General features: G+C 58.5%; 26 protein-coding genes. 7 read left to right on the top strand and 19 right to left on the bottom strand.

Annotation, left to right across the window (positions count from 1 at the left end; all coding sequences use genetic code 11):
- Entirely contained in the window at positions 1 to 999 is a 999-nt protein-coding gene (locus tag AB7S84_RS07515; protein ID WP_428153720.1) for a YhdH/YhfP family quinone oxidoreductase, read from the top strand.
- A 199-nt stretch (positions 1,000 to 1,198) separates the two neighbouring features.
- Here the strand turns inward: AB7S84_RS07515 and AB7S84_RS07510 are convergent, their stop codons facing one another.
- Both AB7S84_RS07510 and AB7S84_RS07505 read right to left on the bottom strand, forming a co-directional pair.
- Positions 1,199 to 1,390, bottom strand: a complete 192-nt coding sequence (locus AB7S84_RS07510) for a twin-arginine translocase TatA/TatE family subunit (protein WP_020876131.1) — start codon at positions 1,388 to 1,390, stop codon at positions 1,199 to 1,201.
- 13 nt (positions 1,391 to 1,403) lie between these two features.
- A complete protein-coding gene (locus AB7S84_RS07505) occupies positions 1,404 to 1,811 on the bottom strand; it encodes a hypothetical protein (protein ID WP_040414639.1) in 408 nt (135 codons plus the stop codon).
- 195 nt (positions 1,812 to 2,006) lie between these two features.
- Between AB7S84_RS07505 and AB7S84_RS07500 the strand changes: the two genes are divergently transcribed.
- From AB7S84_RS07500 to rfaD, 4 genes are all read left to right on the top strand, one after another.
- Entirely contained in the window at positions 2,007 to 3,080 is a 1,074-nt protein-coding gene (locus tag AB7S84_RS07500) for a hypothetical protein (protein WP_428153717.1), read from the top strand.
- The gene (locus tag AB7S84_RS07495) at positions 3,077 to 3,925 is read left to right on the top strand and encodes an AAA family ATPase (protein ID WP_020876128.1); all 849 of its coding nucleotides are present in this window, start codon (positions 3,077 to 3,079) and stop codon (positions 3,923 to 3,925) included. The genes AB7S84_RS07500 and AB7S84_RS07495 overlap by 4 nt, the downstream gene beginning before the upstream one ends.
- Positions 3,926 to 3,932: 7 nt before the next feature.
- The gene (locus tag AB7S84_RS07490; RefSeq protein WP_428153715.1) at positions 3,933 to 5,123 is read left to right on the top strand and encodes a vWA domain-containing protein; all 1,191 of its coding nucleotides are present in this window, start codon (positions 3,933 to 3,935) and stop codon (positions 5,121 to 5,123) included.
- Between the two features lie 128 nt (positions 5,124 to 5,251).
- On the top strand, positions 5,252 to 6,238 hold the full coding sequence (rfaD, locus tag AB7S84_RS07485; RefSeq protein ID WP_428153713.1) for an ADP-glyceromanno-heptose 6-epimerase: 987 nt from the start codon (positions 5,252 to 5,254) through the stop codon (positions 6,236 to 6,238).
- Between the two features lie 87 nt (positions 6,239 to 6,325).
- Here the strand turns inward: rfaD and AB7S84_RS07480 are convergent, their stop codons facing one another.
- From AB7S84_RS07480 to AB7S84_RS07415, 14 genes are all read right to left on the bottom strand, one after another.
- Entirely contained in the window at positions 6,326 to 7,606 is a 1,281-nt protein-coding gene (locus AB7S84_RS07480) for a TRAP transporter large permease (RefSeq protein WP_020876125.1), read from the bottom strand.
- Positions 7,603 to 8,085: a TRAP transporter small permease gene (locus AB7S84_RS07475; protein WP_020876124.1), complete on the bottom strand. Its 483-nt coding sequence runs from the start codon at positions 8,083 to 8,085 to the stop codon at positions 7,603 to 7,605. The genes AB7S84_RS07480 and AB7S84_RS07475 overlap by 4 nt, the downstream gene beginning before the upstream one ends.
- 36 nt (positions 8,086 to 8,121) lie before the next feature.
- Positions 8,122 to 9,099 carry a TRAP transporter substrate-binding protein gene (locus AB7S84_RS07470; RefSeq protein WP_020876123.1) on the bottom strand — a complete coding sequence of 326 codons (978 nt, stop codon included), beginning with the start codon at positions 9,097 to 9,099 and terminating at the stop codon, positions 8,122 to 8,124.
- A gap of 40 nt (positions 9,100 to 9,139) precedes the next feature.
- Positions 9,140 to 9,655: a thiol peroxidase gene (tpx, locus tag AB7S84_RS07465; protein WP_020876122.1), complete on the bottom strand. Its 516-nt coding sequence runs from the start codon at positions 9,653 to 9,655 to the stop codon at positions 9,140 to 9,142.
- Position 9,656: 1 nt separating this feature from the next.
- Positions 9,657 to 10,118 carry a hypothetical protein gene (locus AB7S84_RS07460; protein WP_428153709.1) on the bottom strand — a complete coding sequence of 154 codons (462 nt, stop codon included), beginning with the start codon at positions 10,116 to 10,118 and terminating at the stop codon, positions 9,657 to 9,659.
- Positions 10,119 to 10,477: 359 nt separating this feature from the next.
- Positions 10,478 to 11,452: a thioredoxin-disulfide reductase gene (gene trxB, locus AB7S84_RS07455; protein ID WP_020876120.1), complete on the bottom strand. Its 975-nt coding sequence runs from the start codon at positions 11,450 to 11,452 to the stop codon at positions 10,478 to 10,480.
- A 42-nt stretch (positions 11,453 to 11,494) separates the two neighbouring features.
- A complete protein-coding gene (locus tag AB7S84_RS07450; protein WP_428153737.1) occupies positions 11,495 to 12,592 on the bottom strand; it encodes an elongator complex protein 3 in 1,098 nt (365 codons plus the stop codon).
- Complete coding sequence (gene rnc, locus AB7S84_RS07445; protein ID WP_020876118.1) at positions 12,592 to 13,308, bottom strand: ribonuclease III; 717 nt, start codon at positions 13,306 to 13,308, stop codon at positions 12,592 to 12,594. Before rnc ends, AB7S84_RS07450 begins: the two co-directional genes overlap by 1 nt.
- Entirely contained in the window at positions 13,305 to 14,213 is a 909-nt protein-coding gene (locus AB7S84_RS07440; RefSeq protein WP_234979192.1) for a PHP domain-containing protein, read from the bottom strand. The genes rnc and AB7S84_RS07440 overlap by 4 nt, the downstream gene beginning before the upstream one ends.
- Positions 14,203 to 14,565 (bottom strand): RNA polymerase-binding protein DksA, encoded by a 363-nt coding sequence (gene dksA, locus AB7S84_RS07435; protein ID WP_020876116.1) that lies wholly within the window; start codon positions 14,563 to 14,565, stop codon positions 14,203 to 14,205. Before dksA ends, AB7S84_RS07440 begins: the two co-directional genes overlap by 11 nt.
- A gap of 184 nt (positions 14,566 to 14,749) precedes the next feature.
- Positions 14,750 to 16,117 carry a S41 family peptidase gene (locus AB7S84_RS07430; protein ID WP_020876115.1) on the bottom strand — a complete coding sequence of 456 codons (1,368 nt, stop codon included), beginning with the start codon at positions 16,115 to 16,117 and terminating at the stop codon, positions 14,750 to 14,752.
- Between the two features lie 17 nt (positions 16,118 to 16,134).
- Positions 16,135 to 17,358, bottom strand: a complete 1,224-nt coding sequence (locus tag AB7S84_RS07425) for a murein hydrolase activator EnvC family protein (RefSeq protein ID WP_428153704.1) — start codon at positions 17,356 to 17,358, stop codon at positions 16,135 to 16,137.
- Positions 17,322 to 18,200 carry a permease-like cell division protein FtsX gene (gene ftsX / locus AB7S84_RS07420; RefSeq protein WP_020876113.1) on the bottom strand — a complete coding sequence of 293 codons (879 nt, stop codon included), beginning with the start codon at positions 18,198 to 18,200 and terminating at the stop codon, positions 17,322 to 17,324. The genes AB7S84_RS07425 and ftsX overlap by 37 nt, the downstream gene beginning before the upstream one ends.
- Entirely contained in the window at positions 18,197 to 19,024 is an 828-nt protein-coding gene (locus tag AB7S84_RS07415; RefSeq protein WP_020876112.1) for a cell division ATP-binding protein FtsE, read from the bottom strand. The genes ftsX and AB7S84_RS07415 overlap by 4 nt, the downstream gene beginning before the upstream one ends.
- 130 nt (positions 19,025 to 19,154) lie before the next feature.
- Between AB7S84_RS07415 and pyrE the strand changes: the two genes are divergently transcribed.
- Positions 19,155 to 19,712: an orotate phosphoribosyltransferase gene (pyrE, locus tag AB7S84_RS07410; protein WP_040414638.1), complete on the top strand. Its 558-nt coding sequence runs from the start codon at positions 19,155 to 19,157 to the stop codon at positions 19,710 to 19,712.
- A gap of 147 nt (positions 19,713 to 19,859) precedes the next feature.
- Here the strand turns inward: pyrE and queD are convergent, their stop codons facing one another.
- The 3 genes from queD to AB7S84_RS07395 form a co-directional block, all read right to left on the bottom strand.
- A complete protein-coding gene (gene queD / locus AB7S84_RS07405) occupies positions 19,860 to 20,234 on the bottom strand; it encodes a 6-carboxytetrahydropterin synthase QueD (RefSeq protein WP_020876110.1) in 375 nt (124 codons plus the stop codon).
- 21 nt (positions 20,235 to 20,255) lie between these two features.
- A complete protein-coding gene (dnaJ, locus tag AB7S84_RS07400) occupies positions 20,256 to 21,374 on the bottom strand; it encodes a molecular chaperone DnaJ (RefSeq protein ID WP_428153700.1) in 1,119 nt (372 codons plus the stop codon).
- A 274-nt stretch (positions 21,375 to 21,648) separates the two neighbouring features.
- Positions 21,649 to 22,302 (bottom strand): TIGR04211 family SH3 domain-containing protein, encoded by a 654-nt coding sequence (locus tag AB7S84_RS07395; protein ID WP_020876108.1) that lies wholly within the window; start codon positions 22,300 to 22,302, stop codon positions 21,649 to 21,651.
- Between the two features lie 180 nt (positions 22,303 to 22,482).
- Here AB7S84_RS07395 and AB7S84_RS07390 point away from each other — a divergent pair.
- Positions 22,483 to 22,755 (top strand): DUF1178 family protein (locus AB7S84_RS07390; RefSeq protein WP_428153697.1); only part of this gene is annotated, 273 nt, incomplete at its 3' end.

The following is a 22,755-nucleotide window of genomic DNA, read 5'->3' as shown; positions in this document are numbered from 1 at the left end:
ATGACACAGAAACGATTCAAGGCGATGTGGGTGGAAGAGATCGAACGAAACCGGTTCAAACGGACCATCATCGAGCGAACCACGGATGATCTGCCCGACGGAGATGTCCTGATCAGAGTCAGGTATTCATCCCTCAACTACAAGGACGCCCTCTCGGCCGTCGGGAACCGGGGCGTCACCCGCAAATACCCCCACACGCCGGGCATCGACGCGGCGGGAACCGTCGAGGAGAGCCGAGTGGACGCCGTAAAGGCGGGGGACGAGGTCATCGTCACCAGCTATGACCTCGGCATGAATACGCCGGGCGGATTCGGCCAGTATATCCGGGTGCCGGCCGCATGGGTGGTCCCTCGGCCCGACGGGCTGAGCCTCCGGGAAAGCATGGCCTTCGGAACCGCCGGATTTACGGCGGGCCTCTCTATCCATTACCTCACCCATGGCGTTTCGCCGGACCGGGGAGAGATTCTGGTCACCGGCGCGACGGGCGGCGTCGGGAGCCTTTCGGTGGCAATGCTGGCCAGGCTGGGCTATTCGGTGACCGCCGCCACGGGAAAAACCGATGCGGCGGACTTCCTGAAAGCTATCGGGGCCCGGGATATCATCTCCAGATCAGCGTCCCTCGACACCAGCGAAAAACCGCTGCTCAAGGGACGGTGGGCCGGTGTGGTCGACACGGTCGGCGGGGAAATTCTGGCCACGGCCATCAAATCGACGGACCTCCACGGCACCGTGACCTGCTGCGGCAACGTCGCCTCGCCAAAGCTCTCCATCACCGTGTTCCCCTTCATCCTGAGGGGCGTCAGGCTCATCGGCATCGATTCCCAGAACTGCCCCATGGACACCCGGGTCCGGGTGTGGAACAAACTGGCGGCGGAATGGCGGCCGGCAAACCTCGACCGGATGGTCCGGGAGATCCCCCTTGCCGATCTGGATGAAAACATCGACATCATCCTCAAAGGCGGTCAGAAAGGCCGCGTCATCGTCAACCTCGACGCCTGAACAGCCGTCGCCCCCATAAACCGGCGGGAAAGTGCGACCGATCCGAAGATCGGTCGCCGATACCCACTACCCACTTTCGTCGATCCGGCCCCACAAGGGATCAGAACGCCGTTTGCCGCGAGCGCGCCTTTGCAGCCTTCCGGCTTCAACCGGATCTCATTACACTGTATTGAACGAAAAAGATGTTTCAGAGAAGGGATCAGGACGGGTCGTTCTTGTCCTCGAGTTTTTCCGGTTCGTCCTCTTTTTTGCCGGATTCGGATGTGGCGGATTTAAAATTGCGAATGGCCTTCCCCATCCCGGCGCCGATTTCCGGCAATTTGCCGGCGCCGAAGATGATCAGGATAATCACCAGGATAATAATAAGTTCCGGCATGCCAATTCCAAACATAGATTAACTCCTCCTATTCAAAAGGCCCGACCTGTTTCAGCTCTTCCAGAAGCTGTCTGAATTCCTTCGACTGCAGATAGGTGTCAATGGTGCCCCGGTAATCGATCCACCGCCGCCAGACATCGAACCATTGACGGTTGCGCCAGTAGCAGGTCTGGTCTCCTCTTCCCTGGAGCCGTTCGATATAGTCGACATACTCCTCCGCGCAACTGTCGCAGAAAACGTACGGCACCCTAAGATCACGCTCCCGATGCGCCGCCTCGTCATCGAGTTCCTGATGACATTTTTCGCAGGTGAGAATCCCCTTGGCCTCCTGCAGGACCGCCCGGACGGCCTGAAGCTTACGCTTTCGGTCAGCGGCCACCTTCTTTTCCCGCGCCTCCTGGAACTTGTTTTCCAGAGAGATGATATCGGCCATCATAACCTCACCCGGCAAAAATTATTCACGGCAAACCGGCCATGTATCCGCTACACATTCAAAACATACCACCGCCCTTGTCGGGTGTCAATTATTCTATATTGTCAAATCCCCGATCGAATGGTAATCTTAATGGATTTGATAAAAGAGCGACACAGCCGCTTTACGAGCGAAAACGACAGAAAGGTGACAGAAACCATGGAAGAAACATTTCGGCCGGGGGGGCTTCCGGTGCTCATCGGCAGCCTTCCTCTGGACGACCACGAAGCGGCGGCCCGCCTGGTGTTTCGCCACACGCCCGAAATCCCCCTCTGGGTGCAGTTGCCGGTCTTTCCCAAGGAAGGAATGATCGCCCAGTTCATGCCGGGGCTTCCGGGACTCGCGACGGTGGAAGGCCGGACGTGCATCGACACGTCCGCCGGGAATTTTGCCGCCGACCTTGCCGCTTTCTACGAAGACTATCTGGCCGTCACCGACGGGGGCGCAACCCTCGACGGATCACGGTTCGCGCTTACGCCGGATATGGCCCGGGGCTTCTACGTCTTCATGGACCATGTCGCGGCCCTCAAAACTCCGCCCGTCGCCCTGAAGGGCCAGGTTACCGGCCCCATCACCTTCACCACCGCCGTCAAGGATCAAGCCGGACGGGCCGTGTTTTACGATGAATCCGTCCGGGACGCCGCCGTCAAGCTCCTGGCAGAAAACGCCCGATGGCAGATCCGGCAGCTCTCCCGTTTCGGCCGACCCGTCATCCTGTTCATCGACGAACCGGCTCTGGCCGGGTTCGGATCATCGGAATTCATCAGCATCTCCAAGGCGGACGTGGCCGCGGCTCTGGGCGAGGTCATCGACGCCGTCCACGCCGAAGGCGGCCTTGCCGGTATTCACGTCTGCGCCAATACCGAGTGGGACCTGATTATCGACACGCCGATCGACATCGTCAATTTCGACGCCTATACCTATTTCGATCGGTTCATCCTTTACGGGGAGGCCGTCCGACGGTTTCTGGAGGCGGGACGGATCATCGCCTGGGGAATCGTCCCCACCAGCGAGGCCGTGGCGAACGAAACCGGTGACGCCCTCGCGGCCCGGTGGGAAGACCAGGCCGCCCAGGTCCGGAAGCTGGGCTTCGACCGGGAGCGCATCCTGTCCCAGACCCTCATTACGCCAAGCTGCGGCACCGGCTCCCTGAGCCGTGAACATGCCGTCCGCGTCCTCGATTTGACACGGACGGTTTCCAGACGAATAAGAGGAATCGAGGTGGATCGATGACACACAACGGACTTAAATTCAGCGGTGCCAACCGCTACGTACTGGATGATGAACTGGCGAGCATCGTCAACATTTCCATGGCACTCGAGATGCCCCTGCTGCTGAAGGGGGAACCCGGAACGGGCAAGACCATGCTCGCCCACGCCATCGCCGAGAGCCTCCACATGCCGCTCATCGTCCTGAACGTCAAATCGAGCATGAAGCTGGTGAACGCCCTCTACCAGTACGACACCCTCACCCGGCTCAACGACAGCCGTTTCGGGGACTCCCGGCGGGACGTCAGCAACATCGAGGAGTACATCACCATGGGCAGGATCGGTCAGGCCTTCACGGCCGACCGGCGGACGGTTCTGCTCATCGACGAGATCGACAAGGCCGACACCGACTTCCAGGACGACATGCTCGACGTCCTCGACCAGATGGCCTTCGACATCATGGAGATCGACAAGACCGTCCAGACCCGCCACAGGCCGGTCATCATCATCACGTCCAACGCCAAGAAGGATCTGTCCGATCCGTTTCTGGGCCGATGCAATTTCCATCACATCGCCTTTCCGGACCCGAAGATGATGCGCAAGATCATCTCGGTGCATTTTCCCGGGCTCGAGGAGAACCTCCTGGAGGGGGCCATCACCGCCTTCTATGGCCTGCGGGAGTTGGATGCCGTCGAGAAAAAGCCGGCGACCCGGGAACTCATCAACTGGATACGGGCCCTCAAGGCCGATCCGGACTTCACGCCGAAAAAGCTGCAGAAAGGCGAGATTCCCTACCTGGGGGTTCTGTTCAAGAAAAGCGGAGACTACCAGCGGGCCCTCAACTTCACCAGCCGTCGGAAACTCTTTTAGGACGCCCATGTTCATCGATTTCTTTTATCTGCTGAGACGTTCCGGGATTCCCGTCAGTCCAACGGCATTTCTGACCCTGCACAAGGCGCTCGCCGGCGGGCTGATCCTTTCCCTTAACGACTTCTATACGGCCTCCCGGGCGATTCTGGTCAAGAGCGAACGGTATTTCGACATCTTCGACCAGGTCTTCGCTCACCACTTCCAGGGCGCCGACCTGCCCGATACCGAAGGCTTCGACCTCGACGAAGTCGCCCGGCTTCTCCTCGAACAGTGGTTGAAGAACCCGAGGGAGCTGGCCGGAGCCTTTGGCGAGGATGAGTCGACACTGAGCCGGCTCTCCCCCGACGAACTGATCGAATACTTCAAGGAGCGACTCAAGGAGCAGACAGGGGCGCATCACGGCGGCAGCAAGTGGATCGGCACCGGCGGCAGGTCTCCTGTCGGCCATTCGGGATACCATCCCGGCGGCATGCGGGTGGGCGGGGTTTCCCGAAACCGTTCCGCCGTAAAGGTGGCCATGGACCGCCGGTACAAGGATTACTCCCTGGAAGGCCCCCTGACCCAGGCCATGATGGGTGAAGCCCTGAAGCGGCTCCGGAACCTGGTGCCGGCGGGGCCCAGGGACCAGGTCAATGTGGACGAGACCCTCTACCAGACCATGAAAAACGCGGGCGAGATCGAGATCGTGTTCGAGCAGAGCCTCAGGGACCGTCTCAAGGTCATCCTGGCCATCGACAACGGCGGCTGGTCCATGGATTCCTACATTCCGGTGGTCCAGACCCTCTTCAACTATGCCCGGGCCCAGTTCAAGGAGCTCTCGACCTATTTTTTTCACAACACCATATACGACAACGTCTGGTCGGACCCGGCGCGATACCGGAAGCCCCGGCGCGTGGCGGATTTTGCCCGGTTCGATCCGGAAACCCGTTTTATCGTCGTCGGGGATGCAAGCATGGCCCCTTATGAACTCATGACCGCCGACGGATCGATCCATCTGGAGGAGCGGAGCGGGAAGCCGAGCATTGAGCAGCTCCGGTTCCTGACCGAAATCTTTCCCCGATCGGTGTGGCTCAATCCCGTACCGGAAAGGATGTGGGGTTACACCCGCACCATCACCATGATCGCCCGGATCTTTCCTATGTTCGAACTCTCCATAGACGGCCTGGAAAAGGCCGTGGCCCATCTCTCCGCAAAATGAGGCTATAGGCTGAAGACTGAAGGCTGAAGGGGTGGACACAGCCCCGCTTGCGGCGGGCGCACCCCTTCAGCCTTCAGCCTTCAGTCTTCAGCCTATCAATACGAACCCCTCAGCAAAAGGACGACATCATGATCGTTATCACCGGCGGCGCTGGATTCATCGGAAGCGCCATTGCCTGCCGGCTCAACCGCCGGGGCATCGACGACCTTCTCATCGTCGACCACCTGGGCGAATCGGAAAAATGGAAGAACCTGGTGCCCTTGAGGTATCTCGACTACCTCGACCGGAGCGACTTCATCGAAAAACTCGAAACAAACGCCTTTGGAAACGATATCCGGGCAATTTTCCACCTGGGCGCCTGCTCGTCCACCACCGAGCGCAACGCCGATTTTCTCATGGAGAACAACTATCGCTACACGGCCCGCATCGCCCAATGGCAGACCATCCATCGGGACTGCCGCTTCATCTATGCCTCCAGCGCGGCAACCTACGGTGCGGGAGAACAGGGCTACAAAGACGACGCGGCGACCCTCCACCGGCTCCGCCCCCTCAACATGTACGGGTATTCGAAGCACCTCTTCGACCTCCTGGCGCGGCGCAAGGGCTGGCTGGACCACATGGTCGGCCTCAAATACTTCAACGTATACGGCCCCAACGAATACCACAAGGGGGACATGCGGAGCGTCGTCAACAAGGCCTATCCCGATGTCCGGGACAACGGCAGGATCCGGCTTTTCAAGTCTTATCGAAGGGATTACGGGGACGGCGAGCAGGTCCGGGACTTCATCTATGTGGCCGACGCCGCGGCCATGACTCTCTTTTTTCTCGATCATCCCGAGGTCAACGGCATCTTCAATATCGGCACGGGGACGGCCCGATCCTGGAACGACGTGGCCCGTGCCCTCTTTTCCGCAGCCGGAAAACCGGTGAACATCGAATACGTTCCCATGCCCGAATCCCTCAGGGGAAAATACCAGTACCACACCTGCGCGGACCTGTCACGGCTCCGCGAGGCCGGCTGTACCCATGCCTGCACGCCCCTGGAGGAGGCCGTCCGGGAGTATGTCCGGGACTATCTTGCCCTCGACAGCCGCCTGGACCCCGAAAAAGGCTGAAGGCCGCAAGCTTTAGGGGATAAGAAGCGCCGAGGTCACGGCGGCGCGCCTTCGGCCTGACCCCGGAGCGGCATCGGGGCCGGATGGCTATTTCGTGACGAGCCCGGACAGCCACATGGTGAGCGGCGGGAAAAAGGTGATGACCATCAGATCGGCGATCAGAATCGCCAGAAACGGCAGCACCCGGCGACTGACGGCCGTTATGGCGTCCCCCGATATGGATCCCGAGACGATGAGGCAGATCCCCATGGGAGGCGTCAGCATGCCGATGGCCAGGTTGGTGACCACAATGGCCCCCAGATGGACAAGGTCGACGCCGAGGTCTGGCAGCATGGCCGTGATCATGGGCACCAGCAGGATCAGGGCCGCCGTGGTCTCGACGAACGTCCCGGCCGTGAGCAGCACGAGATTGATCAGCAGGAGCAGGAGCACCGGGTCGTCCGTCAGGGAGAGAAGGCCCGAGGAAAGGCGCGCGGGTACCTCTTCGATGGCGGCGATCCAGCTGAAAACGGATGCCGCGGCGATGATGAACATCACGATGGATGCGGTGAGCGAACCGTCCCGGAAAAGGGTGAAGAGATCCCGGGGCCGGATATTCCGGTAAACAACCATCCCCACGAACAGGGCATAGACGACGGCGACAGCGGCGGATTCCGTCGCGGTGAAAATACCGAAGAGGATTCCCCCCAGAATGATCAGGGGCGTCCCCAGCGCCAGAAAGGCCCGCCGAAAGGTTCGCAGGACCTCGGTCAAGGAAAACCTTGAGACGGCGCCGTATCCCCGTCGGCGCGAGATCAGCGTAGCAACGACGATCAGGGAAACGCCGATCAGCACCCCCGGCAGGATACCCGCCGCAAAAAGCCGGCTGATGGACGCACCGGTCAGGAACCCGAAGACGATCATGGGAATCGACGGCGGAATCACGACACCAATGGCGCCGCCCGAGGCCTGAACCGCCGCCGCGAAATCCGAATCGTAGCCCGATTTCTTCATGGCCGGTATCATGACCGCACCCACGGCGGCCGCGTCGGCCGCCGCCGATCCCGATATCCCCGCAAAAAACATGGCCGACACCACGGCCACCGCCGCAAGCCCGCCGGGAAGCCATCCCACGAGGGCGTTGGCGAAATCGATGATCCGTCTGCTGATGCCCCCCGCCTCCATGATGACCCCTGCATACATGAAGAGCGGCACCGCCATGAGATGGAAGGAATCCGTCCCGCCGAACATCCGCTGGACCACCATCATGAGAGAAACATCCCCCTGCACGAGGATGGCGATGATGGACGACACACCGATGGCCACGGCAATCGGCGCATTGATGACAAAGAGAAACAAGAGGGACAGGATGAGGAGTTGAGCGGTCATTCGGACGCCCGGGGCTTAACGTCTCCGGCAAGACGCGCCAGGGCATGGACCATGAGAATGGCGCCGCTCAGGGGAATGACGGCGAAAAGGATCCATTTGGGCAGAAAGAGGGCCGGAGAAATCTGAAGGCGGACAAAATAGGCGAACCGGCAGCCGAACACGATCATGACGCCGAAAAGGGCCATGGAAGCCCCGTGGACCACAATGAGGGCTGCCTTCCGCAAACCCGGCGACATCCGGACATACAGAACATCCACGCCGGGGTGCATTCCTCGGCGATAGGCCGAGGAGGCGCCCAGAAAAGTGAGCCACACCAGGAGGTACCGCGCCAGTTCCTCCGACCAGAAAAGAGACTGATTCAACACGTATCGGGAAAATACCTGAGCCGCCACGACGCTGGTCATCGTCAGCCCCATGACGGCCAGACACCCCTCGACGCCTCGGTTCAGGCGTCGGCTTGCGGTTTCCAGCACGTTCATCACGGCATCACCGCAAACGGGCGATCCCGAACCGCGTCATCGGGTGGCCGCCAGCATCCGGGCCAACAGGGATTTCACCCGGGGATCCTGATAGAGATTCATCTCCCGCATCACGTCCGTCTTTTCCCGAAAAGAGGCGATGTCCGGACGCTTCTCGATCTGCATCCCCTCCTCCTCGAGCATCCGGAGACGATCGGCGTCCCTGGCCCGGTTGTCCGCCCGCTGGAAAACGGCCGCCGCCTTCATGGCGGTCTGCAGCAGGCTCTGCATCTCGGGGGCCAGGCGGTTCCACCAGGAGAGGGACGCCACGGCGATATGGGGCGAGTAGACATGGCGGGTCAGCGTCAGGTATTTCTGGATCTCATGAAACCGGTAGACCTCCAGAACCCAGAGAGGGTTCTCCTGTCCGTCGATGACCCCCTGCTCCAGTTCGGTGTAGATGGGCCAGGGCATGGGGGTGGGATTGGCGCCCATGGACTGCCAGATAGCATTGTGGAGGGCGGAGTCCATGACCCGGATCTTGAGTCCGGAAACATCGGCGGCGGTCCTGACCGGTCGCTTGCTGTTGGTGAGGTTCCTGAAGCCGTTCTCCGAGAAACAGAGTCCCTTGAAACCGGATGCCTCGAGTCCCGTCAATATCTCCGCTCCCAGAGGACCGTCCAGAACGGCGTCGGCCTGGGCATCGTCCCTGAACAGAAACGGATAATCGATGACCCGGACGATAGGGTCGAAGGTATCGAAGACACCGCTGGTGATCACCCCCATCTCCACCGTACCCATCTGAATCTGCTGCAGAATCTCCGTCTCGTTTCCCAGGGACGCGCTATGGAAGACTTTCACCGTCACCTCGCCGTTGGTGCGCTCGTCCACCAGAGCCTTGAATTTTTCGGCGGCAATGTTCTGGGCAGAGCCGGGTTTGGTCACCACCCCCAGCTTCACGGTCATGGCGGCCATGGCCGGAACGGCCAGGAACACCACGGCGATCATCGCAAACCATCCTCCCCATCGCTTCATGATTTTCCTCTCCTCTGCCGGGTCGATCCGCACAATGCGCCTATACCAGTTTCCTGACGGCGGCGACGGCCGCCGCATAATCGGGTTCATCGGCGATCTCACCCACGGTCTCGACATAGCGGACCACCCCTTCCCGGTCCACGACGAAAACAGCCCTGGCCAGAAGCCGGATGCCCTTGATCAGGACACCGTAGGCCAGACCGAACTCCGCCGTCCGGTGGTCGGAGAGGGTCACCACCCGATCGACGCCGGCGGCGCCGCACCAGCGGCTCTGGGCAAAGGGAAGGTCCATGCTGACGGTGAGCATCGCCACGTCTTCCCCCAGGGCTGCGGCTTCCGTGTTGAAACGGCGCGTCTCCATGTCGCATACGGGCGTGTCGAGGGAAGGCACCGAAGAGATGACACACACTTTCCCTCTGTATGCGGAAAGCTTGACGGACGAAAGATCCGTGGCCGTCAGTTCGACATCCGGTGCAGGGTCGCCTGCCTTGATCTCCCTTCCCAGGAGGGTTACGGGATTTCCCTTCATGGTCACGATACCGCTACGTTCTTCCATATCAGGCCTCTCTTTCCGTTGGGTCGGCGGCATCCGCCAACAGTTTCCTGACCAGGTCCGTCAACGCGGGAGACAAGGGTTTCCATCCGCCCTGGAGGGCGCCTTCCTCCCGCCAGACAAACACGGCTTCGTCGAAACGATCGCTGCCGGGATAGCGAAGATTCTCGTCTTTGGAGGGTGCTTCGTAGTATTCGACCCAGACCATCCGCTCGGGGTCGATACCGAATTCCCGAACCACCTTGGTAGCGATATGGCTGGCGCAGCTCTTGACCGACATCTGGTTCGGAGTCCACGAGGGTTCACGGGGAATATCCGAAACAACAACGATGATGGGCTTCAAGTGGGCAATCCGACGCCCGCCGTCCTTGTCGAGATCGAATATTCTCAGTCGACATTGGCCGCTGCCGAGCTTCAATCGTCCGCCCCATCCCTCCCAGGAATAAATATCATCGTATATCAGCATCCCGCGTCCCCGTGTTGCAAGAGTGTTGTCGTAAGGATCGAATACGGAGCCCCGATGCTTTGCGACGCGCTGTGATCGGGATTTCCGGCATTCGTCGACATGATAACTCAACTTTCGACTTTCATAGGCCGGTGCCGGGAGGATACGGCCCGCGCCCTGCGCGGTTTCGTTCAAGTGCCGCTAAAGGGGCCCGGGCCGTATCCTCCCGGCACCGCTTTCCGGTTACCATCATGAAAGTCGAAAGTTGAGATGATAAAAAGAATCATAATGAGCCGTCAATGGGATGTCAAACCCAAATCATCCGATCGCGGGTATCCCGACGTTCGGGTACAACCGCTCACCCGGGAAAGCGTGTCACGTCACTCGAGCAGATCCGCGGGAATTTCACAGGTATCCGGAACGGAGCGCCGCGTCTCGACGAAATGAGCCGCCGCCAGGGCTGCAATGCAACCGTCCGCGGCCGACACGACGATCTGACGGGCATACTTTTCCCGGAGATCCCCGATGGCGAAAATACCGGGAATCTGGGTTTCACATTTCTCGTCGGTAACGACGTAGCCGTCGGCATTCTTTTTTATGCCCGCCGGCACGAGGTCGTTGTTGGGATCGAACCCGATGAAGATAAACACACCGTCCACATCCATGGAACGGGTCTCTCCCGTCCGGGAGTCTTTCAGCCCGACACCGCGGACCCCCGAGTCGTCGGCATTGATCCGTGTCAGAACCGTATTCCAGAGAACCTCGATGTTACAGTCGGCCTCGACCCGCTGCTGGAGGATCATGCTGGCCCGGAATGTATCCCGACGGTGGGCGATGTAGACCTTTTTGGCGATTTTGGCCAGATAAAGCGCCTCTTCCGTGGCCGTATCCCCGCCGCCCACGACGACGACGGTCTTGTTTCTGAAAAAGAAACCGTCGCAGACGGCACAGTAGGAAACGCCCCTGCCGTAATAATCATCCTCCCCGGGGATCGCCAGTTTGCGGGGCGTTCCCCCGGTGGCGAGAATCACCGCGTGACTCTTCAGCACCGTTCCCGATGCCAGCCGAACCGTGTGGTGTTCCAGACCCGGCTCGACGGCCGTCACCTCGTCGGCGGCCGTTTCCAGATCGCAAGCCCTGGCATGGTCGGCAAATTTCATGGAGAGATCCGCACCGCTGATATGGGAAAATCCCGGGTAGTTTTCCACCTCGTCCGACATGGTCACCTGTCCGCCGGCAAGCCCCTTCTCCACAAGGATTGTTTTCAAGGCTGCACGCATGGCGTAAATCCCGGCCGACAACCCCCCCGGTCCTCCGCCGACGATCACCAGATCATAGTTGTTGTTTTCTGACATGACATCCCTCCAGGTTCGCCAAATTCCGGATATAATGCATCGTCATTGCCCCACCCCTTCATCGTCGATGGCTCTCTCGTCGCTGAAACCGCCTTGCACGGCCCTGACGGCGGTCATCGCCATGTCGGAGTCGGGAACGATCCCCAATGTATCAATATGAAACAGTTCTTTTAAAATTTCAATATTCTTGTTCCCAAGACCCCGCATCTTCGAAATATTCCGGGGATGCACATGGATGGCCACGGGGGCTGAAGGTTGGACCGCCTTGTCCAGAAGCCTTACGGCGCAGGACAGAAAAAGCTTCGACAGGACCAGATGTCCGAAGGCGGGATGATAGGGCCCTGCCAGGATCGTCTCGGCGTCGTCCAGGGTCGAGGATGCCTGAAGCCCCATGCGGATCACCGGAATCCCGTGCCGGGAAAAAAGGGCATGGAGGTGAGCGACGAGGGATACAGCCTCTTCCATGGAAAGCGGAACGTACCGACCCTGGCGGTACCAATGGGCCAGAAGACTGTTTTTCAACACCACCGTGGGATAAATCCGAACGAAGTCCGGTGCGAGATCGACGATCGCCCGGGCGGTTTCCATGGCGGTTTCAGATGTGTCCCCGGGCAAACCGACCATCGTTTGAAGGCCGACCTTCAGGCGGCGGGATTTCAGCTGTCGAACAGCCTCTCGGGTATCCGCCGCCGTGTGGCCCCGGCGGACCCGGGCCAATATGCGGTCATCCATGGACTGAACCCCGAGCTCGACGGCACTGACGGGAACCATCGACAGGAGATCGAGGCGGTCAGGGGTTATCGTATCCGGTCGGGTCGAACAGCGAATCCCGTGGACGGACCCCTCGCGGAAAAACGGTTCCGTCGCCGCAAGCAGCCGCTGGATTTCCGAGACGGTAAGGCCGAGAAAATTTCCGCCGTAAAAGGCGACCTGAACCTCTCCCCGACCGCCGCCTTTGTAGTTCAGGAAAGTCGCTATCCGCGAACCCACCGCCGCGGATGATGGGACACTGCCCGATGATTGGGTGATTTCCGATTGATTGCAGAAGGCGCACCGGTGAGGACATCCGGCATGGGGAAGGAAAACCGGAATGATGAAAGGTTTTTGGGGTGCGGACGGAAGATCGGTGTTCCCTGACATCATCTCGGGGGACAACAATTTTCCAGCAGCTTCAAGATCCGCCGCGCCGCATCCTGTTCAGCCGTTTTTTTGCTCTTGCCGACACCCTCGGCCTCCAGGTCGCAGACCGTGATCCTGACGGCAAAGGTTTTATCGTGATCCGGACCGCTTTCCCCAATCACCTGATAGGTCGGCATGACCTTGTGGGTCGTCTGAACAATCTCCTGAAGACGGCTTTTGTAGTCGGCCCTCGACACCGGCGCCGTCGTGCCCAGAACCTTTGCGGAAAACCGCCCCCGGACAAAGTGGAAGGCCGCGTCAAATCCGCCGTCCAGATAAATGGCTGCGATGACAGCCTCGAAGGCGTCGGCCAGAATCGATTTCTTTTCCCGGCCGTTGCTTTGGCTCTCGCCTTTGCCCAACAAGAGAAAATCTCCCAGGTCGATCTCCCTGGCCACGCTCGCCAACTCCGACTCGTTGACGAGATGGGCACGCATTCGGGAAAGATCTCCTTCAGGCATCTCGGGATACCGGTCCATCAGCATATGCCCCACCACCAGGTTGAGAACGGCATCCCCCAGAAACTCCAGGCGCTCGTTGTCTCTCATGGACATTCCCGGGGTATGCGTTTCCGGCTGTTCATTGACAAAAGAGCTGTGCCGGCAGGCCTCCTCGAGCAGATCTTTATTCTTGAACCGATAGTCTATCTTGTATTCCAGTTTTGACAGTTTCATCATCTTTCGATCGGCAGCGTCTCTCGGCAGATCCGCCCCAACGCCCGGGACAGTTTTTCGTGAACTTCACAGGGGACCGAAAATGTTCCGTCACCGACGCCCAGATCGATGCCCGGCGAGATAGCCCCGTGGTAGTCGGTACCTCCCGTCGCGACCAGGCCGAAACGCTCCGCCGTTTTCCGGTACAAGGCCGTCTCCGCCGGAGAATGGGACGGATAATACACCTCGATCCCCCCGAGGCCCAGGTCGGTCAATCCGCGCACCAATTCCTCGAAGTCAAGGCCGTCCGCGGGGGGTAGGAGGCCCGGGTGGGCCAGCACCGCGATACCGCCGGCATTACGGATCAGACCAATCGCCGTTTCGCATTCGATGCGATATTTGTCGACATAGGCCGGTCGTCCGGCGCCGATGTACCGATCGAAAGCTTCGTCAAAGGTCTTGACATATCCTTTGCGGATCATCAACCTGGCGATATGGGGTCTTCCCACCTGAACATTTCCCGCATCGGCATGGAGTTCGTCCATGGAGATGTCCATTCCCAGATTACGCAGCCGCTCCACCATGTCGGGGTTCCGGTTCCTGCGCGCCGTTCGAAGGAGGGCCAGGGCATTTTCCATTGCCGGGTCGTCAAGGCGCATACCGTAACCCAACACGTGGAAACTGCCGCGGGCGGGGTAGAACCGGGGGAACGCCGCACTGATCTCGACCCCCGTGAAAAAGTGCATCGATGCGGGGATGCCTGCCGCCGCCGCCGCTCTCGCACCGGCTACCGTATCGTGGTCCGTGATGGCGAAGGCTTTCAATCCGATCGCTTCAGCCCGTAAAATGAGCTCGGCAGGCGTATGGGTGCCGTCCGAAGCCGTGGAATGAACATGAAGATCCACCATGACGTCACCCTTACAGTCCAAGTGCTTTCTCCATCGCCTCCTGGCGGGTCTTGCACTCGATACACAGGGTGGTCACCGGCCGGGCCTTGAGACGCTCGATGGAGATATCCTCCCCGCAGCTTTCACAGATACCGAAAGTGCCGTCCTCTATCCGATCCAGGGCCTTCTTGATCTTTTTGATAAGCTTGTTTTCCCTGTCACGAATGCGAAGCATGAAATTGCGATCGGATTCGAGGGACGCTCGATCCGTCGGGTCCGGAAAATTCTCTTTCTGATGCGTCATCCCGGTCACGGTATGGTCTGCACGATTCAGAAGTTCCTGGAGCCGACTGGTTAGAAATTCCCTGAAATACTCAATAGTTTCATCTTTCATAGTTCGCTCCGCGGAATATGGTTGGGTCTCTGTTGCTGCCATGCTTTTTTATAGATAACTGTTTAACATAATCATGATTGACAGTGTAGTAAAGAAAAAAACGGGCCGGCAGGATCCCCTCTTGGGATCCTGCCGGCCCGACGCGATGATCCGGGCGCGGAAACACCGCCCGGATTCCCGGATCCTATCCGCGGGTTTCCGCCAGAATCTGGTAGCCCTTCAGGATTTCGAGAGCCCGCATCACCTGGTTGTCGGTTTGAAGGCCTTTGAGGTCCAAAGGGCCGTATCGGCTCTCTGTACTCTGTTCTTTCCCGGACTCTTTCTCTTTCGCGTCCTTTTCAGGAGAGACGGGTACCGACATGTCCGGGAACGGTTCGGCGTCCAGATGATTTTTGAGGTCTCTCTCCTTCAGCATCCGCTCGCTCTCCGCCAGGGTGTCTTCCGCGATCAGGCGTTCCCTGACCTCGATGTCGGGCACAATGCCCTGGGCTTGAATGGATCGCCCGCTGGGGGTGTAGTATCTGGCAATGGTGAATTTGAGCCCGTATCCGTCCCGAAGGGATTCGACCGTCTGGACGGACCCCTTGCCAAAGGAGGTGGTCCCGAGAATCACCGCTCGATGGTGGTCCTGCAGCGCGCCCGCCACGATCTCGGAGGCGCTGGCGCTGCCGCCGTTGATCAGGACGACGATGGGATAGTCATGCCGGTTTCGATTGGGTTTGGCGTCGAAGTTCTTGGTGTGCTTCTCGAGACGCCCCTTGATGGAGACGATATTACCTTTTTCGAGGAAAACATCCGATACGTCCACGGCCTCGTTGAGAAGCCCGCCGGGATTGTCTCTCAAATCCAGCACCAACCCTTTCATAGGGGTTTTCCCCCCTTCCAGATCCGTAAGAGCGGCGGTCAGATCGCCTGTGGTATTTTCCTGAAAATTGGTGATGCGGATATAACCGAATCCCGGCTGAAGGGCCAGGTGGCGAACGCTTTCGATGGGAATGATATCCCGGACCAGCGTAAAATCCATGGGGTTCGCCTCCCCTTCCCGAAAGATGGTGATGGCCACCGATTCACCCTTGGGGCCCCGCATCTTTTTGACCGCCTCCCAGAGCATCATATCCTTTGTCGACTCGCCGTCGACTTTGATAATGACGTCTCCTGCCCGGATTCCGGCCTTATACGCAGGGGTTCCCTCGATGGGGGAGATCACGGTCAGAAGCCCCTTCTGCATGGTGATCACGATACCGATACCGCCGAATTCCCCCCGGGTATCGATCTGAAGTTCCTCGAAGGCCTCAGGAGGAAGGAGTTGGGAATGCGGATCCAGGCTCCCAACCATGCCTTGAATAGCCTTCTGGATCAAGTCCTTGCTGTCGACGGGATCGACATAGTTCTTTTCGATAAGATCGATAACGTCCGAAAATATTTTGAGTCCCTTGTAGGTCTCCTCATCGCCGGCCGACAGTTCCGGGAATCCCACCGATCCAAGCCACGAAAAAATCATGACGAAGAGGATGAGACAGGGTTTGGCAAACCGTTTGGTGTATCGAGGCATTGATTGACTCCTTTGTGTTATCCTTTGTTCAACCACGTCATAGGGTCGACCGGTTTTCCATGATGGCGCACCTCAAAATGGAGGACAGGATCGCCGACGGCGCCGCTGTCGCCGACCGTTCCGATCACCTCGTCCGCATGGACGGGATCCCCCTTACGTTTGAACAGCTCTTCGGCGTGCGCATAAAGTGTGTAGTAATGGTCCTCGTGGTCGATGATGATCATGTTGCCGTACCCTTTGAACCAGTTCGAAAAAATGACACGCCCGCCATGGACCGAACGGATGGGCGCACCTCTGTCGGCCTGGATATCGATGCCGCTCTGGAAATTCATAACACCGTATTCTTTATTTCGGTACGGCCCGAAAGAACTTATAATTCTACCTTCAACCGGCAGTTTAAGCAAGCCCTTTAACCGTGCGAAACCCGCCGGCGCATTACCGGTCGAAGGCGCTTTTTTCGGCTTTTCGATCCGAAAGGACGCAATCTTTTCATCCAGCGCCGCAGCCTGTCGCCGCAGGGCTGCCAGGCTTGCCTCTCTCAGGGCTTTCCGGTCGCGAATCTCCCGCAGTAAAGCGGCCCTCTGAGTTCGACGGTGTTCCATATCCGCCAGTTCCCGGCTGTACGTTTCCTTCACGGTCGCCCGCCGGGCTCTTTGACGGTCCAGGCGTTCGCTCAACTCAGAGAGGGCCGTCCGGCGTTCCTTGTAATCCGCCAGGGTCGCCCGATCCTCTTCCAGGATGTGGGCCAGGGCGTTTCTTCGCCTCAAAAAATCCGTAAGGGAATCGGCTCCGGCCAGAACCTGCATCCGACCGAGGCGGTTGAGCTTATAGAGGCTGACCATTCTTTCGTCCGCATGGGTTTTTCGGGCATGAAGCGCGGCTTTCACGCTCTCGGACTTTGCCAGAACCCCTGAAATTTCATCCTCCAGCGTCTGCAACTCCTTTTGCGCTCCTGCAATACGCTTGCGTGCTGCGTCAATGGACAGATCGATTTCGTTCAGGCTGTCAATGACGTCCTTTTCCTCCCGGCTGAAGGTTCGGATGTCCCTTTGACGCTCCTCCATCTGCTGTTGCGTTTCGCTGCGGCGCTCTTTGAGGTGCTCCAGTTTCCGCGGCGGCCCCTCCTCTCCGTGCGCGGGCATATGTCCTACGGCGAGGACAACCCAGGCGGCAAGAGCGACCATCGGCAGAATGCCCGCAGCGGTCAGGAGCGTAAGAACTTTCTGAGGGAGATATAACATCCCAACCACCCGACAAGTGCGCTTCCCAAAAGGATGATGAAAAGGGTTTGGACCGGCAGAAAGCGCATCTCGAATAACGACGAGACCACGACCGTTCCCACATTGGCGACCAACAGCCGATAGAGTTCGAACAACACCCCGATACCCACAAGGCCGCCCACGGCCCCCAGCAGCAGACTCTGGACATAGAAAGGATATTTGATGAACCGCTCCGATGCACCGACCAACCGCATGATCTCGATCTCTTCCCGCCGGGAATAGAGAACAAGCCGGATGGTATTGGCCACGAAAAATACCACCGCCGTAAAAAACAGGCCGCCCATGCCGTAAAGGGTCAATCGGAACAGATCGAGGATGCTGACAAACCGTCCCAGCCATTCCCGGCCGTATTCGACCTCCGCCACACCGTCCAACACGCGGATTTTCTCCGCAATAGGATCGATGTGATCCCAGTTCCAGGAACGTACCCCCACCAGGACCTCATAGCTGTCCGGCAGCGGGTTCTCCGTAATGCCGTCCAGCAGGGATGCCTGCTCTCCCAACTGGACTCGAAAGCGCTCGAGGGCTTGCTTTCGGGACACGAACGTGACCTCCCTCACGTCGGGAACGGCGGATAGGGTCTTTCCCAGTCCCGCAACGGCTTCCGCCGGCAAGTCCTTCTTCAGGTAAACCAGAATCCGGGTATCCTCGACCCATCGGTTCACCAGAGCGCCGGCATTGAGAAAAAAGAGGTTGAAGGCGCTGAAGATCAGAACGGACAAGGCAATGCTCGTCAGGGTAACGGCATTGAGAAAGAGATTGCCCTTCAGATCCTTGATCACTTTCTTCGCAAAATAGATCATAGTTGTTGCTTCGGAATGACGGTTGACACTTCGAGATAGCCGTCGTTGAGAAGAATCACCCGGCCGCCCGTGTTTCGGATCAGTTCCGTGTCGTGGGTCGCGATGATAACCGTCCCCCCCCGCCGATGATAGAGCTTGAGAAGATTCAGAATCACCCGTGCCGAGTCGGCATCGAGACTTCCGGTCGGCTCGTCGGCGACGATGATTTTTGGATTTCCGGCAATGGCGCGGGCTACGGCCACCCGCTGTTGTTCTCCACCGGAGAGGCTGGGGGGGAAAGCCCGGCTGCGGTCCGCCATTTTCACCGTCCTGAGGAGGCTGTTGACCATCTTTTTGATGGAACGGCGCTCCACGCCGACCGCTTCGACGACCAAAGCAACGTTGTCGTAGACGTTCTTGGTGGGAATCAGCTTGTAATCCTGGAAAATGATGCCGAATTTCCGGCGGAGGAACGGCACGCGCCTTCTGGAGATTCGAGACAGGTTCAGGCCGTCCACGATGATTTGACCTTCCGACGCCGTTTCACCAAGATAAAGCAGCTTCAGAAGGGTGGTTTTCCCGGCGCCGCTGGGTCCGCTGAGAAAGAGGAACTCATTGTCGGCGATATCCAGGGAGATATCGACAAGCGCACTCTTGGCGCCGTATCGCTTGGTAACGCGGTACATCTGTATGATGGCACTCTTCGATTCGTAAGCCGTCAAGGCGGATCCTCTCCGATCCGGTGCTTTTGAATTGACCCCTGCGATGTTAACTGGTATGGGGTTGACATGTCCGGGGAGTGCTGTTTCCAGTTTTCCTCGCGCCAAGCCTCCACTGTATCCCATTATCACGCTTCTTCCACAACAGTGGAGGCTTTTTTATCTGATGAAGACGCTAAAATCAAGATGTTATTCACCGATCGATCCGACTTGCCGTCGGATTCGATCCCTTTTGCCGATCAAGGTATGCTTTCCGATGAAACACGAACTGATTGAACTCTTATGTCGAAAATCCTTCAAATACAGTGAAGAACCCATATTCAAACTGGTATCCGGGCGGATGAGCAGCTTCTACGTCAACTGCAAGCCCACAACGATGGATCCTCGTGGGATGTTCCTGATCGGCCACCTCGTTTTCGAAGCCGTCAAGGACGCGAACGTGACGGGCATCGGAGGGCTTACCTTCGGGGCGGACCCCATCGCCGTTGCAACGGCGTTCGCATCCGGCCTGAACGGACAGCCCATCAAGGCTTTTTCCATTCGAAAGGAACAAAAGGATCACGGCATCATCCGATGGATCGAGGGAGATATGGCGCCAGGGGAGCGGGTGGCCGTCATTGACGACGTCGCCACCACCGGGGGGTCCACCATCAAAGCCATCGAACGGGCCCGAAGCGAAGGGCTATGCGTCGTGAAAGCCGTCATTCTCGTCGACCGGCAGGAAGGCGGGCTGGAAAATATTCGGAAACACGTTCCGGAGGTTACGGCCGTCGTCACCCGGGACGAACTCGTCCGTCAATGGCGGACCGCCTGACCGCTGCCCTGCCAGGCCCGACCCCACATACGTCCTCCGGCTCGCCCGGACTGGCTTCCCCAATCAAAGCGATTGATTACGCGGCTCCAATAAACCTGCCCCCCGGCTCAACCTGCAGGTGAACCAGGGGGTTCGGATGAACGGCGTTCAGGGAAGAATGTAGGTTGCGCAGGCGTCATCGGACTCCCAGGCGCTGACCCGGGTAACCCTGACGCCCGGCGTATCGAGGCGCTTTTGCAGCTCCTGGGCGATGTGGACGGCGATTCTTTCGGAGGAGGGTTGTTCCACGCGCTGAAAGAATTCCAGCTCATTGAGAAATTTATGATCGATTTCCCGGATGATGTCGGCGACATGGCGCTTGACGTCCCCGAAGTCCATTAGAACGCCCGCTTCGTTCAGATGCTCGCCGCCGACACAGACCTCGACCTTCCAGTTGTGTCCGTGGAGATTTTCACATTTCTGCCCCACCATCCTGAGCTGGTGGGCGGCGGCAAAACGGGTCAGAATCTTCAACTCAAACATGCGCTGCTCCATATCCCCCGGTTATCTCGCCGCTCCAGCCTGGCTGCCCTTCAGGATATTTTTCAGTTTGTTGGTAAATTTCCCCTCTTCGAGTTTGGCAAAATCCCGCAAAAGGGCCTCCTGCTTCCGGCTCAGGTTCGTCGGCGTCTTGACATCCACCTGGATGATCTGATCTCCTCGCCGGCCGTTTTTCAGGGAAGGAATGCCCTCGCCGTGAAACCGGAATATCTCCCCCGGCTGGGTTCCCTTGGGAATCACCAATGTCTTCTCTCCCTGGAGGGTCGGCACCCTGACCTTGTCGCCCAGAGCCGCCTGGATGAAGGAGATGGGGATCTGGCAGACCACGTCGACGGCGTTGTGCCGCTCGAAAAATTCGTGGGGACTGACGTGGATGAAGACATAAAGGTCACCCGGCGGGCCGCCGTTCTCCCCCGCCCCCCCCTCGCCGCTCAGCCGAAGTCGTGAACCGTTGTCCACCCCGGCGGGTATCTTTACGGACACCTTCTTGGTGACCCGAACCTTGCCGCCGCCCTGGCAATTGTCGCAGGGATGGGTGATGATCCGGCCGTTGCCCCGGCAATGAGGGCACGTCGTCCGCACCGTAAAAAAACCTTGTGAGCGGGAGATCTGACCGGAGCCGCCGCAGTGGGGGCAGGCTTCGGGGTAAGTTCCCGATGCGCATCCGCTTCCCCCGCAACTCGGGCAGTTGGCCAGCTTTTCGACATCGATCTGCGTCTCCGTGCCGAAAGCGGCCTCCATGAAGGAGAGCTTCATATCATAGCGAAGGTCATTGCCCCGGCGGCCTCGGCCGCTCGAACGCCGACCCGATCCAAACCCGAAAAAATCCTCGAAAATATCCCCAAAACTGGAGAAGATATCATCAAAACCGCCGAACCCGGAAAAACCCTGCCCTTCCAGGCCCTGATGACCGTATTGATCGTATATGCTCCGTTTCTGGGGATCCCGAAGCACCTCGTAGGCTTCCGCCGCCTCCTTGAACTGTTCTTCCGCGGCTTTATCGTCCGGATTCCGGTCCGGATGGAACTTCATCGCGAGTTTGCGATATTTGCTCTTGATCTCACTGTCACGCGCATCCCGGCTTACGCCCAGGATCTCATAGTAATCCCGTTTTGTCGTCATCGAACATCCTGATTTCTGACCTCGTAATTGATGTCTGAATGCAAAATAAAACCCCTGCCGAACACTGATCTAAATTAATGCCAAATTCCCGGATGTCAACGCACGGCGTCCATCCGGCAGGCGCCCGCGGAAACGGAATGGTTCCCTGTTTCAACCGCCGCCTTTCATGATGTCGACTGAAGGATCGCGGCGGAAGACCGGAGTCCTGATGCAACGGCTTGAGGGCTTATGAAATCACCCCGACGCCATTGACTCCTGAAGCTCGAGCGGGCCCCTATAAGAGGGACGATCGCCGCCGGCTGTCGCCCCGGCTCAGCGCCCCGACAAAAAATCCCAGCAGCACCAGAACACCACCGCCGACAAAAAAAGCGGCATTTTTTTGCCACTCCTGGTCTTCCGTCCTGGCCTTCAACTGGTCCGTCATCCTCTTCTGCTCCTCCAAACCCTCGGCGGCGGCTTCATACGCCGCCTTGACCTTCAGGAAATCCCTGGATTCCGTTTTCAGAACGTCGTAGGAATGGGTTATTTCCTCCAAAGTCCGGCGACTCTCCCCCGACAAAAGATCGAGCCGCTGGTTCTCTTCCTTCAATCGCTCATTCTCCTGCTTCAAGGCATCCACCTCGGCCGCAAGCGTGTCGTGGGCCTCCTGAAGGGCTGTGAGCTGTTTATTCCTGGATGAGTTCCGAATGAGAAACCGGGAGATCACCCAACCTTCCCGGCCGTCCGAAAGCCTGACCCGACTCCAGCCGTCCCGGCTTCCCCGAACGTCCATCTCCTGCCCGGATTCCGCTTCGCCGATGACCTTATAGTTGATCCCCGGACCGGTTCGAATCGTGATCCGGATCGTGTCGTTGACATACATTTTCTCAGCTTGCGCGGCCGCTGAAAACACCAGAAGGCATATTCCGATCGTTAGAATTTTTTTCATCCGCAAACCAGCTCCAGTACGTCTATCGGTTAAAATCCGGCGTCTGCCGGAGAAGGCGTTTTAAAGGGCTTATACATACGCCAAAAAAAAAGACGCCGTCAATAAACTCTTTGAAAATATCAACCGTTATGGTAATTGAACCATTATCAGGTACAATCGTGTAACAAGAGGTAATCACAGATGATCGTATATGATTTGCAATGTTCCCGGGGGCATCTTTTCGAAGGATGGTTCAAGGACAGCCTGTCGTATGAAAAACAGATGGAAGAGGCACTGGTTTCCTGCCCCATCTGCAAGGACAGGGTCGTCACGAAGGTCCCTTCCACCTTTGCCGTCAAACCCTCCCGATCCACACACAAACCCGCGGCTTCCGGGGAGGAGACGGTGAGACTCGGCCGGCAGCTGTTGGACTGTGTGGACAGGATTTTCGTGGTTGTGGGGTGTGAGTTCGGC

This window comes from Desulfococcus sp., from assembly GCF_050178255.1.
Taxonomy (GTDB): domain Bacteria; phylum Desulfobacterota; class Desulfobacteria; order Desulfobacterales; family Desulfococcaceae; genus Desulfococcus; species Desulfococcus multivorans.
This window is presented reverse-complemented; position numbering and strand designations above follow the sequence as displayed.